This window comes from Kitasatospora azatica KCTC 9699, assembly GCF_000744785.1.
Classification (GTDB): Bacteria; Actinomycetota; Actinomycetes; order Streptomycetales; family Streptomycetaceae; genus Kitasatospora; species Kitasatospora azatica.
The window spans coordinates 287608-301519 of sequence record NZ_JQMO01000002.1 but is presented as its reverse complement, the minus strand read 5'-3'; the positions used below and the strand labels follow the sequence as shown (position 1 = coordinate 301519).

The following is a 13912-nucleotide window of genomic DNA, read 5'->3' as shown; positions in this document are numbered from 1 at the left end:
GGGATCGGCCCGTAGCGTCACTTCCGTCCGGTGAGGATCGCGGCGATGCTGCCGGGCGCCGGGCCGGTCGGCGGCGGTGTGGACTCGGGCGGGGTGGTCGGCGTGGGCGGCTCGGGTACCTCGGACATTTCGGGGAGCGGTGGCGGGTCGCCGGGACCGCCGAGCGTGAGGGTGGGGAAGGCTGCTGGTACACCCTGCTGCGCGCCGCTGACGCCGAAGACGAAGCCGACCGGTTCGCTGGGGGCCGGGCCGTGGATCTTCACGGTGGTCTCGAGCAGCTGCCAAGTCTCCTTGAGGGAGGCACTGTTGATGCTGCGGGGCTGGCCGTTCTCGTAGAGGGTCCAGGTGCCGGTGGGCCGGACGACGGCTTTGCCGGTCCTGCTGTCGATGCCCATGGTGCCGGAGATGACATCGCCGTCGGTGGTGACGATGGCCTCGTGGGTGGGGGCCAGGGTGGGCTTTCCACTGGCCTGGTGGGCCTGGTGGGCCAGCGAGGGGCCGCCGTTGACCGGGGCGGCCGCATAGCCGGCCACGAACGCCTGCTTCCGGGCGTTCGGGATGTGGGTCAAGGCCGTGTCGGCGCCGACGAGTTGGCCGTTGAGCTCGATCCGGCCGGGTTCGCCGTGGCCGACCAGCAGCTGCCAGCCCTCGGAGCCGGGGACGGCGTGCGCGGCGGCCTTCTGCAGCGGGGTCGCGTCCTTGGGCGGGAACCAGACCCCGGTGGACATGTCGACCACCGGGCCGACGCTGCCGCGCAGGTGCACGGGGATCGACTGGGCGCCCAGCCACCAGCCCTGGTCGTTCCCGATCGGCGCCCGCTCGTTGGTCAGCTTCTGCAGGAACTTGTGCACGACCGGCGGCAGTTCGAGGACCCGGTTGGGCTCGTCGCCGGGCCGGACCTCCTCCATCGTGACGCCGCGCACCAGCGGGCGCAGGTCCTCGCGCGAGGCCAGGAACTTGATCGCGCCCTCCCAGACCAGTTTCGGCTGCGGGTGCCGGGCGATCGCGTCGGCTGCGTGGAACAGGTTCAGATCGCCGTTGCGGTTGTAGAGGCTGCGCACCATGGTGTGCACGACCTGCTGGGTCAGGTCCAGGGTTTCGGCCTTCGTCCAGACCCGGGGCGGCCGGTTGTCCTTGGCCAGCCAGCTCGCGTCGGTGCCCATCTTGACGCCGGTGATCCGCGGCAGCTTGGCGGCCGGCGACCAGCCGAACTTCGCCGCCACCGGCACGATCGCGTCCGGCCCGGTGCGCAGCATGACGGAGTTGCGGCGCGGGCGGCCGAGCGGGGTGGTGAAGAACTTCGGGTCCATCTGCAGCACGGTCTCGCCGTACAGCTCGGGCTGGGTCTTCTGGTAGTTGGCGGCGTACCGCTCGTGCGTGGCCACGAAGAACGGGTGGTCCGGCGGTGCGACGAAGGCGGAGTTGCCGAAGATCTTCCCGTCCGCGTGGGCGGCGAACGCCGCCTCGCTCTGCGCGGCCTGGCCGAGGCCCAGCATGTTCTCGATGGTGTTGTCCCCGTCGCTGTACTCGCCGCCGAAGACCCGCTCGAGCTCGACCCGCAGCCCGTCGCTGGCGGCCGCCCAGCCGGGGCCGGTGGCCTTCTGCAGCTCGGTCAGGATCTCCTGGTGCAGGCCCATCGGGCGGGCCTTGTTGAACACCTCGAAGACGTTGACCAGCCGGATGTTGTTGGCGTCGGCCCAGTTGCGCATGTGCCAGACGTCGGCGAGGTGCTGGTCCGCCGGGGGCTCGGAGAGGCCGTGCACCGCCTCCAGGCTGCTGCGCGGCACGTCGGTCCAGAGCACGAAGACGCTCTGGCCGTCGAACTTCCTGGCGGCGTTGCCGAAGCGCGCGAAGAAGCCGGCCGAGGGCCCGTGTTCGCGCAGCGGGCCGCCGAACCAGATCGCGTGCACCAGACCCGGGATCTGCACCTTCGCGGACTTCAGCGGCGGGATCTCCGGGTTGGGCGCCCACTTGAGGTCGGTGCGGTGGTGGGTGACGCTCAGGCTGCCCTCCGCCACCTGGAAGGAGGCCGGGTCCATCTCCTCCGCGGTCACGTCGAAGCGCATGTCCATCTGGTGCAGGAACTGCGCGGACTGGTCAGGGGTCAGGTGCGCGTAGTCGTAGGGCCGGCCGGTGTTCGGGTCGACCATGAACTCCGGCACGTCGTGCGGCTGCAGCCGGCCGAACAGGTCCACGCCCAGCGGCCCGGGGGTGGAGTCCAGTTCCCGGATGTCCGGGATGTGCACCGACTGCTTGAGGTCCGCCAGCAGGTGCCCGGCCTCGTGGTAGGGGGTGCGAGGTCCCTCGGCGCCGGGCAGCCGCTCGGTGGGCAGGAAGCGGTCGCCGTCGACCTTGGCCAGCAGGAACTGACTGCCGTCGGGGTGCCCGGTGCGGGGCAGGTCCTCGCGCAGGCCGGCGGCGAGCGGCTGGCCGTCGGAGCCGACCACGCCGAGGTCGAGGCGGAAGGTGTCGGCGGCCAGGTGGGGGGCGATCTCGACCAGGTGGGGCGGCCAGTTCGCGCCGGTGCGCAGGTCGTTGAGCAGTTGCTCGGGGTCCGGGTGCGAGGCGAGGTACTGGGTGTACTGGGACTCGGGGTTGGTGAGCTCGCTCTGCAGCATGTCGTGCATGGCCTGACGGATCATCGGCTCGGTGGGCGGCGTGCCGCCGAAGTGCCGGGCCAGTTGGTCGGACGCCGTGTGGCTGAGTGAGTCGAAGAAGGAGCCCTGGTGCTCGACGGGGGCGTAGCCGTGGTTGGTGAGGCCCTCGTGCTGCGCGCTGCTGACCCCGTGGACGAACGGGACCGGCTCGGCGGGGGCCGGGCCGCCGGGCTTGACGGTGGCGCTCAGCTGCTGCCAGGCCTCCTTGAGGGAGGGGGTGTCCAGGGTGTGGCGTTGGCCGTCCTGGTAGAGGGTCCAGGTGCCCTTGGGCTGGACGACGGGTCGCCCGGTCTTGGTGTCGATGCCCATGGTGCCGGAGATGACGTCGCCGGTGGTGGTGACGATGGCCTCGTGGGTGGGGGCGAGGGTGGGCTTGCCGCTCTCCAGGTGGGCCTGGTGGGCGAGCGAGGGGCCGCCGTTGACGGGGGCGTCGGCGTAGCAGGTGATGAAGGCCTGCTTGTCACCGGATGCGTGCGGCAACACTCCGTCCAGCCCGACGAGTTGGCCGTTGATCTCGATTTTGCCGGGTTCGCCGTGGCCGATGAGCAGGTGCCAGCCGTCGGCGCCGGGGACGGCGTGGGCGGCGGTCTGCTGGAGCGGGGTGGCGTGCTCGCGCGGGAACCAGGTGCGACCGGGATGCGCGGTGGTGGGGGCGGGGTGCTGAGGGGCGGTCTCCTGTGGCACGTGACCGCGGGCGGGCTGGTGGGCCGCGCTCGTGTCAGTGACCGTGATCTGTGGCACCGTCGTCGGGTGTGACGTCGGGTGTGACGTCGGGGAAGCGGCGCTCAGCGTCGGGAAGTCCTTGGCCGCCCCGCCGCCCCAGGTCACCGTCTTGGTGGGTGGCAGCGCCTTGCCGGTCTCGGTCACCGGGAAGTTGGCGCCCGGGATGTGCGCGCCGAGGCCGTCCTTCAGCGCCCCGGTGAGGTCGTGGCCCAGGCTGACCGGCTGGCCGCCGCCGGCCGGCCGGAGCGTCCAGTCGCCGCGCTGCCAACTGCCGGCCTGTGACCGGTGGTTGGCGTCGTACTGGAACCTCCCGGCGAGAGCCGAGCCGCTCGGCGTGCTGTGCGCGTCGCCGGTCCCGCTGATCAGGTGCACCGCTGGGTTGGCGGCCCCGATGATCTGCGCGGGAGTGCGGCCGTCGGCCAGGGGGACGTTGAGGTCGCAGCCGACCAAGACCAGCAGGTGCCCGTCCGGGAGGTTCTGGTGGCGCAGCACCTGGTCGTTGAACTGCTGCGGGGTCAGCGACTGGTTCCCGACCAGGAAGTTCCCGGGGGCCGCCGGGTCGCTGTGCACGTGCACCACGGTGGCGTTGTCCACCTTGGGGAAGGCGAACGCGGCCTGCAGCTGCTGCGCGCCGTCGTCGGGGAAGTGCCCGAGCCCCTTGGCCGGGATGAAGACGCCGGACGGGGTGGGCGTGCCGTGCTCGTGCAGCGCGTGCGAGTCCAGCATCTGCAGGGCGAGTTCGGGGCTGAACGCGAGGTCCAGGCCGTTGCGGACGTGGAAGGCCAGCTCGGTGGTGCCGCCGGGCAGGTCGATCGGTCCGCGCTGGTTGCGCGCCTCGACCTTGATCCGCACCAGCGCGTCGTTCTTCACCCGCAGCCAGGGCACGTCCCGGTTGCGTGCGGTGGTGCGCGGCATGTCCTTGTGCACCACGAAGCTCGACTTGGAGTTGCTCTGGTTCATGCCCAGGTTGAGGGCTCCGGTCTCCTTCTGCGCGTCGTGCGAGTCGGCGGGCAGGTTCGGGTCGAGGCTGCCGGACTTGTCGGTGAAGCCGGCCGAGGTGTTGAGCCCCCAGCCGTTGCCGCCGGAGCGGTTCTGGCCGGTCTCGTTGAAGTGGTAGGAGACGGACTCCAGTCCGCCGTCGAAGTGGTTGCCGATCCGTGGGTCGAACGGCTCGACCTTGATCGTCACCTTGGCGTGGGTGTCGGTGAACAGACCGCCCTCGCGGGCCAGCAGGGGTGAGACCAGGCCCTTGTCGTCGACCAGGAACTCCAGCTCGTTGGTCATCATCGGGTGCGAGAGCATGGCGAACAGGGCGTCGCGGGTGCGGGATCCGTGGCTGACGATCCGCTGGGTGGCGAAGTTCTCCGAGTGGTTGATCGGTTGGACGTTGCCGGCCAGGCGCTTGAGCGCCTCGTCCACCAGGACTTGGAGCTTGTCGTGGTCGAAGCCCAGGTTGAAGACCTGACGGTCCATCAACTGCTTGCCGGTGATCGGCAGCGGCCGGTTGCCCAGGGCGTTCACCTGGGCGTTGGGCGCGACCTCGGTGACCGCGACATGGGTCGGACCGGGGAGGTACGGCTCGATGTCCGGCTTCTGCAGCGAATCGGGTATCAGCACCCGCTCGGTGAGGGTGACCGGGGCGTGGCCGTCGGCCTTGGACATGTCGAGCTTCTTCTGCAGCAGCATCGAGATCTTGTCGGGCAGGGTGAGCCCGAGGGTGTTCACCAGGCGCGAGGGGTTGTTCGACTTGACGATCGCGATGTCGATCCCCAGCTCGCCGGCGTAGCGGCTGGCCGGCCCGCCGACGAAGAGCGTGTTGCGGCTGGCGTCGACCTTGCTCACCGAGCTGCCCTTGCTGCTCGACTTCACCAGCGAGCCGCCGGGGGTGATCGCCGCCGAGTCGAAGCGGCCGGCGTGCTCCGGCGTCTCGGCGATCCTCGCGCTGCTGGACCACTCCACGCCGCGCGGCTTGCTCAGGCTTTCGGCCTCCTGGTTGAGCCGGAAGTGGTAGCGCACGGAGTTGGCGCCCTGGACGTCCTCCAGGTAGTAGTAGCCCTTCTTCTCGGGGTCGCGGGTGGCCCGCAGCAGCATCCAGGTCCGGTCGTTGCTGAGGAAGTTGTTCTTGGTGGTGTGCAGGATCAGGCCGGGCCCGAGCATGGTGTCCAACAGGGCCTCGGACGAGCCGAGGTTGAGCAGCGTGGACAGCTTGGTCGGGACCGGCTGCTCCTTGGCGCCGCCGAGGTCGTAGACCTGCCAGTAGTCCTCCAGGGTGCCGGGCGCGTGGTGCTGGAGCAGGCTCTGGACGCTGCTCAGCAGCGGGTTGCCGTCGCCGGTGACCTCGAAGGGGCGCGGCGTGTTGGAGGGCGGCACGAGCAGGCGCTCGGAGGAAGCGGCGTGCGGGACCAGCGGGTCGGTGGGCAGCTGCCTGCCGGGGCGGCCGGCGTTGATCTCGTTCAGGTCGTGCTGGGTGGCGGGGAAGTGCGGGACGACCTTGTCGGTGGGCCGCCGGGTGGGCGGGTTGACGGCGCTGGGGGCCACCGGCTCGCTGGTGCGGATCAGGGTCGGCTTGTTCTGCGGCGCCGGGTTGGCGGCGGTGCGGATCGCCGGATCGTGCGGGTCGACGTGCGGGTCGCCGCTGCGCAGGTAGTGCAGGCCGTCGGTGACCTGGATCAGGCCGCCGGCCACCTTGGGCGTGCTGGAGCCGAACATGTTCTTGTCCTGCCGGACCACGGTGATCCGGTAGAGCATGTCGGCCTTGTGCTCGGTGAAGTTCTCGGTCACCTGGGTGAGTCGGCCGGAGACCGGCCCGAGACCGGTGGTGTGCGAGGTGCTCCGGTTCGGCAGGGAGCCGATGTCGCCCTGCCGGCCGAGACCGGGGAAGACCTTCTGGTCGCCGTGGTTCGCGCCGGCCTGGGTGCCGAAGCTGACCCCCACCTTCCACTTGCTGGAACTGGACTCGCCCGGCGTGCCCGTGACGTTGGCGCCGCCCTCGGCCACGTCCATCTTGGTGGTCCGCAGGCTGTGCGGGGTGGGCGCGCCGTTCAGCGGGAAGCCCTCGATCCGGATGACGGTGTTCTTGTCCTTGATCACCCCCTGCCGGACCATCGTGGCGGTGATCGGCGAGGGGCCGCGGACCTGCGCGCCGGTGAGCATCTCGGTGCCGGTGGCGGTCCAGGCGATGTCACCGGCGTGCTCGGGCTTGATCCCGACCTGGGTCAGCAGCGTGTTCACCTCGGCCTCCAGGTGGTGCGAGCCGATCGCCTCCATCACCAGGTCGTCGCCGTTCAGCGGCGTGTGCGCGGCCTTCAGCGGCGCCGGGATGTCCGGCAGCCGCACGGTGGACAGGAAGTCGGGGCTCTGCCGGGTGGGCCGCTGCGGCGCGGGGACGTTGTACGCGTGCCGGGTCAGCGCACCGGCGTTGGGGTTCGGCGCCGCCGTGTCCCGGGCCAGGCCCTCCGGCACCACGAACCGCACCTGGTGCTCGTTGCCGGGGCTGCCGCTCAGCCGGTACGCCAGGCTGCGCTCGCCGTGGTCGGTGACGATCGTGGCGGCGTTCGGATCGGCGGGCCGGGCCAGCGACTTGACCTTGTCGAAGGCCATCTTCGGCCAGTCGCCGGGGGTCACGGTCGCGACGTGCTTGACCCCGACCTTCACCACGTACTCCACGTTGTAGTCGAAGGTCCGGGCCGGGCCGCTGTACAGCATCGCCTTCAGCTGGAAGCCGGAGGTGTTGCTGCCGGTCGCGGCGGACTTGGTGGAGCTGAACGAGACCTCGCCGGACGGCCCGAACTGGCGCAGGTTGTCCTCGGTCCTGCCGCCGATCCCGCCGGTGAAGCCGCCGTTGACCGCGCCGCTGATGGTGGAGGAGAGCGCGTCGCTGCCGCCGTGCCCGGCGAACCCGGCGGGCATCAGCTCCAGTTTGGTGTGCTCCACCCGCCCGGCCACCGGCGGCACGGCCGTCTTCTCGGCCTTCACCTGGATGGTGATCACCTCGGTGCCGCCGTCCACCGGGCGGTACAGCCGCTCCTTGACGCCGCCGGGCTGGAACAGCGCGGTACCCCGGTTGATCATCGCCTCGCGGCTGAACTTGACCAGCAACTGGCGGCGCAGGTAGGCCTTCTCCAACGGCGACCACTCGGGCGCCCAGGTCCGGGAGTGCTCGACCTGCTTGAGCGTCTCCTCGATCTCCGGGATCACCCGCTCGGCGCCGGAGAGCTTGCTGATCCCCGAGAAGCCGATGCCCTGGTTGGCCGCCAGCGAGGCCGGCGGGTGCTTGACCTGGGCCTCGGCGGTGGTCAACTGCTGGAGCGCGACCGGGTCGTCGGGCCGTGGGTCGCGGTCGCGCGGGACCTGGGCGTTGGCGGTCTGCCAGGCGTGGCTGCTGTAGGGCCCGGCCGTCTCCCGGTTGATCAGCGCCTCGAACCGGTCGGCCTCGTGCAGCGGCACCCGGACGAAGGTGGTGACGTCCCGGGTGGCCAGCGGGCCCGCGCCGTTGACGAAGCCCTTCAGGTCGGTGGTGACGTCGACGGTCATCCGGGTGGTCAGCCGGTAGAGCCGGCTCTCCCCGTCGTAGACCAGGCCACGGACCTCGCCCGCGCCGGTGTTCTCGTTGGTGGTGCGGGTGGAGGACAGCTTCGCACCGATGTTGAAGCCGAAGCCGGCCGAGTGGTTCAGACCGAAGGCGGCCGACGGATCGCCGATCGTGTAACCGAAGTTGCCCTTGATCGGGGTCAGGCCGATGCCGCCGCCCTGGCTGGTGCTGCTGTTGGTGTTGACCCAGCGCTGGCTCTCCTCCTTCATCGGCACCGGGTCCTCGCCGATCCGCTGGGCGCTCAGCATCTGCGACTTGACGTTCAGGTGCGCGGTCGCCTTGCCGTCGGCCGTGGTGAAGCCGGTCGACATGGCGCCGACCGTGTTCATGTCGCCGTAGTTGCGCAGCAGGTTGGTCTCGCTGAGCCAGTGCTGGATGCCGTTGTGCAGGTCCGAGCCGAGCGTGACGGTGTGGCTGGGCAGGTTGGCGACCAGGTCCTTGCGCAGCTCGCCCAGCCCGGAGATGGACTCCGGGATGTGCATCACGGTGCCCAGCGTCTTGTGCACCCGGTCGGCGGTGTTGCGGGCCGGCGCGCCGCCGCCGTCCAGCTGCCCGGGGGTGATCCCGAGCACCGGGTTGCCGGCACCGCGCGGGGTGTGCGGCAGCACCGGTCCGCCGCCGTCCGGCTGACGGGGTGTCAGTTCCTGCGGGAAGCCGACCCGGACCGGTACCTTCGCGGAGCGCTGTTGGCCCGCGCCGGGCGTACCGGCCGGTTTGATCTCCACCGTCAAGGTCCCGGCGGGGAAGTCGAACTGGGACTCCTTGCCGCCCACGTCCAGGAACCGCTTGGTGGCCGAGACCCCGTCGTTGCCGAAGGACCAGCTCTTGTTGCTGTCGCCGGTCAGGCCGATCTCGGCGGTGGCCGAGAAGATCTTGCTCGGCAGCTCGCCGAAGTGCGTGGTGATGTTGCCGTTGACGGTGATCGAGCGACTGCTCGAGCCGCCGATCCGGGTGCCGGCGATGTTCTCGTGGTCGCCCTCCACCGCGCCGTGGTGCTTCTGGCCAATCGGCGTCTGCTGGGCGGAGGGTGCGTCCTGGCTCCCGCGCAGGGTGTCGATCTTCGGTACGTAGTGCGCGTGCTCGACCGCGCCCAGGTCGAGGCCGACGGTGACCTCGTGCTGCCGGCCGTCGACAGTCACGGTGAACTTCAGGCCGTCCTCCAGCATCCGCTGGGCCACCGCGCGGCTGCCGAGGGTGGTCAACTGCTCGGTCACGGCGGTCTTCACCGCGTCGCGGACGGTGGCCGGCACGGTCGGCGGCACCGTGTTGCGCACCAGGGTGGCGATGGCATTGTCGTCGCCGAACCAGGCGTCGCCCAACCGCATCACCCGGCCCCGGTAGCCGAGCGGGTACTGACGGGTTCCCGCACCGTCCAGCTCGCCGAAACCGGACGGGAGTTGGCGCGGCGGGTCGGCGTTGAGCTGCTCCTGCCGGGCCGCGCCGCTGCGGATCCGCCATTCGGCGGCGGTGGACGCCGGGCCGCGCACCGGAGCCTCGATGCCGTGCTGCACGATCCGGGCCCGGGTGTTGCCGGCGCGTTCGAGCTGCGCGACCAGCTGCGGCTGGTGCTGCGCCAGCGAGGCCCAGCTCAGCCGGTCCAGCTGGTCGTTGCCGTAGATGCCGGCGGCGCGCTGGCGCAGCACGGCGTCGCGGGCCTGCCGCTCGGCTTGGTCGGCCCGGCCACCGGGCACGGTGACTGCGTTCTCCGCGGCCTGGAGCTGCTGGTCGTGCCGGGTCTCGGCCGCCTGGCGGGCCTCGGGCGGCGTGTCGGGAGCCAGTCGCAGCGGCGGGACGGCGCCGCGAGCCTCGGCGATCACCTTCGCGCGGGCCGCGGCGCCCGCCGTGTCCATCGCCCTGCGGGTGGCGGTGGACAGGCTGTCGATCCGGCTGCGGATGCCGCCACCGGGCGGCGGCGGCAGACTGCTCGGATCATCGAGCTGGTCGCGCAGCTCGTGGTAGGCGTGCACCCGGGCGGCGGTGGTGGCGTCCTGGTAGGCGACGCCGGGGGTGTTGGTCCGGCCGACCGCGGTGTGGATCGCGATGGTGTGGTCGACCTCGTTCAGCGGTCCCGGGGCGCCGGTGGCCTGCTGGTGGGCGTGCGAGATCCGCTCCAGGGCGTCAAGTTGGGCGACCGCTGTGGCGTCGCCGCCCAAGGCCTGCTCCACCAGGCCCCGCACATTGCGGCCCTGCACGGTCAGCCGGTCGCCGAACGCGCCGGTGACGCCCTGCAGATGGGCGACCGTGGTCTGCTCCTGGACCTGCAGTTCGATCTGCGGATGGCGGACCGCGTCCTGTGCCGCCTGGTGGACCAACTGCTGCTCGATCGGAGTGAGCGGCCGGGTCCAGTGGCTGGGTGCCGGCCCGTTCTGGACCAGCCCGTGCACCTCGTTCGGGTGCGGCAGGGCGGTGAACGGTCCACCGCCGGGGGTGCGTTGGGTGGGCAGGTAGTGGTTGTCGCCGACCCGGACGAACAGGAAGGGGTTGCCGTCCGGGTGCCCGGTGCGGTGCGGTCCGAACAGGTGGCCGACACCCTCGGGCATGCCGTTGGCGCCGACCACGCCGAGGTCGAGGTGGAACACGTCGGCGGCCAGGTGCGGTGCGAGTTCACCGAGTTGGGGTGACCAGCGGCCGGGGACGCGCAGGTCGTCGAGCAACTGGGCGGGGGTCTCGTTCGGCGCCAGGAAGTGCGTGTAGCGCGAGTCCGGTCCGTTGAGGTCCGCCTGCAGGGCCTCGTGCAGCGCTCGGCGGAGTCGGACCTCGGTCGGCCGCCGCCCACCCAGGTGGGTGGTGAGGTGCGGGGTCGCCATGTCGGTGAGGGCGGTGAAGAAGGAGTCCGGACGGTGGGCGTTCGGGACATGGCCCTGGACGGTCCCGTAGCCGTAGCGGGCCAGGCCGTCGTGCTGGGCCTGGCTGACGCCGTAGACGAAGCCGACCGCCTCCGCGGGGGCGGGGCCGTTGACCTTGACCGTGGCGTCGAGCTGCTGCCAGGCCTCCTTGAGGGAGGGGGTGTCGATGGTGCGGGGTCGGCCGTTCTCGTAGAGGGTCCAGGTGCCCTTGGGTTGGACGACGGGTCGGCCGGTCCTGGTGTCGATGCCCATGGTGCCGGAGATGACGTCGCCGGTGGTGGTGACGATGGCCTCGTGGGTGGGGGCGAGGGTGGGCTTGCCGCTCTCCAGGTGGGCCTGGTGGGCGAGCGAGGGGCCGCCGTTGACCGGGGCGGCGGCGTAGCAGGTGATGATGGCCTGCTTCTCGGCGTCCGAGAGGTGCGGCAGGACGGCGTCGACGCCGTGGAGTTGGCCGTTGATCTCGATCCGGCCGGGCTCGCCGTGGCCGACCAGCAACTGCCAGCCCTCGGCGCCGGGGATCGCGTGGGCGGCGGTCTGCTGCAGCGGGGTGGGGTGCTCCCGGGGGAACCAGACACCGGTGGAGAGCGGGACGGTCGGACCGGAGTGCTGGGAGGGTGCGGGCTGCGAGTCGTGAGGCTGCGAGTTGTTGGGTTGCGACGCGTGGGGTTGCGACGCGTGGGGGAGCGGCGGCAGGCTCTCGCCGCCGGGCAGGTGCAGCGACCCCGCCAGCTGGTCGGTGTGGACCCCGAGTTGGCCGAGCAGGTCGTGCCAGGCGGTGGCGAGGGCCTGGTTCTCGTGGCCCTCCAGATAGGCCGACATCGAGGCGAGGTCCTTCGGACCCCGGTACTCGGCGACCGCCTGGTCCAGCGCGTGGTTGACCCGCTCGTAGACCCACTGCTCGGCGTGGTCGAGGGTGATCGGGCTGATGGTGCCGTGGTCCCCACCGGTCTGCCGGCGGAGGTCGCTGAGGTAGGACTGCCAGAGCGCCTCCCGCTTGGCGGGCAGGTGCCAGGGCTCCTCGGACGGGGTGTGGGCGGGCTCGGTGCTGGAGCGGGCGGGGGCGAGGTCCGCGAAGCTCACCGTGCGGCGCTGCGGTTGGGGGCCGATGGAGAGGGTGGCGGGTTGCTCGGTGGTGACGGGTAGCTCGGTGGTGGCGGGGTGTTCGGGCGCGCGGGTGGCCTGGGCCTCGGGCAGGCCCTTGCCGGTGGGGGTGGCGGTCTCGACGGTGGTGGGGAGCTTGGGGAGCTTGGGGAGTTCCGTGGTGGTGGAGGGCTCCTGGCGGAGGGGGACGGATCCGGGTGCCCTGGTCTCGGCGGGCGTGGTCTGGGTGGGGACGGCCTCGGTGGGGGTAGTCCTTGCCGGGAAGGCCTCGGTGGGCGTGATCTTGGTGGGGACGGTCTCGCCGAGGTGGGACGGGACAGGTTCACCCGTGGTGCTGACCGTGTTGGCCGCGCCGACCGCCGGCTTTCCGGTGACCACCTCGGTGACGGCGGGGTGCGGTGCGACCTCCGTTGCGGTCTGAACGGCCTTTGCACCGCCGCCCGTGGCGTTCTGAACGGCCTTGGCACCGGCACCCGTCGGCGAGATCACCTGCCAGCCGCCCTCGGCCGGCTTGCCCGAGCCGCCCGGGATGTCGAGCGGCGGCCGCTCCACCACCAGCCCCTTCCCGTCGAGCAGGGGCTTCACCGTGCCGTCGGGGGCGAGGACCTCCACCCCATGGGTGTTGGCGAACTGCTGCAGGCCCTGGTACTCGACGGGGCTGACGTGCGAGGTGAGCAGCACCTGGGTGGGGAGCGGGGTTTCGGCGGGCAGCTGCTGCTGGACGTTCTGCCAGACGTGGTCGAGGTGCTCGCCGAGACCGCCGGCCACCACCGGCTCACCGTTGGCGCCGATGTGGACCTGCTCGGGGGTGCCGAGGATGAGTGTGTTGGGCAGGTCCTTGACGGCGAAGAAGAATGCCTCCTGCGGGAAGGGAGCGGGTGCCTCCGTGGGAGCACCGGTGGATTCCCTGCCGAGGTCCCCCAAGGAGTGCACCAGGTACGAGCCGTGCTCGTTGGGCTGCACCCAGAGCGGCATCCCGGTCGCGTCCCGAAGGTTGCCTCCTGCGTAGAACCCCGCTGCGGGGCCGGTGAGTTCGGACTTGGCGTCGGGTACCGGCACCTTGCCGAGGTCCTTGGGGAGCACGTCGGTGGGCAGTCCGTCCGGTCCGCCCGGCCCCCGCGCGGGGCCGCCCTCGTGCCCGTGCAACGCCGCGCCGAACGCGCCGCCGAAGGCACCGTTGACGGCGCCCAGGTAGTTGGTGTCCAGATGTCCGGTGGCGGCCGAACTGATGATCTGGGTCAGGTAGTTGGAGGCGGTCCCGACGGTCACCCCGTTGACCACCTTGCCGGTGAAGGTCTCGCCGAACTTCCCGAACAGCTTTCCACCGCCCATTCCGAAGCCCACGCCGAGCGCGCCGGCCAGTGCGCCCATCCCGGCGGCGTTGAGCACCTCGCCGAAGTCGAAGGAGCTCTTGTCGCCCTTCATGATCTCGATCGCCTGGGTGAGCGCGTCCATCCCGGCCATGTTCGCCGCGCCCTTGAGGATCGCGCTCAACGCGCCGCGTCCGACCGACACCAGTACCGACTGGGTGGCCTCCACCATGGCCGGGACGGCGGCTTCCGAGGCGCCTCCGGTGAACGGTGCCATGGCCGCCGCCCAGAGCAGCTCACCGGCCAACCAGCAGAGCATCTCGATCACCTGCAGCTTGGCCGTCACCACGGCCAGCGAGGTCTCGCGCAACCCGTCGGCCACGTCGTGCAGTTGGCGCTGCATCCCGCTGAGCACCTGCGGGCCGTTGCTGGTCAGGTTCTTGATGTACGCGTCGAAGGAGCCGCCGCCCTGCCCGCCGACCGATCCGGCGGCTCCGGCCAGCGCGATCTGCACCTCGCCGGAGAGGCCGCCGAAGTCCTCGGCGAAGACCGAGGTGGTGCCGGCCAGGGCGGTGACCTCGTCCTCGTCCAGCTTGGGGAAGGTGCCTGCGGCCACCGTGGCCAGCCAGTCCAACTCCGGCGGAAACTGGATACTCACGGTGGCCTCCAGGGTCTGACCAGGGG

1 protein-coding gene is annotated in these 13912 nt (G+C 71.3%); it reads right to left on the bottom strand.

Annotation, left to right across the window (positions count from 1 at the left end; translation table 11 throughout):
- Positions 1-17: 17 nt before the first annotated feature.
- A complete protein-coding gene (locus BR98_RS01925; protein ID WP_157537316.1) occupies positions 18-13886 on the bottom strand; it encodes a WXG100-like domain-containing protein in 13869 nt (4622 codons plus the stop codon).
- Between the last annotated feature and the right edge of the window lie 26 nt (positions 13887-13912).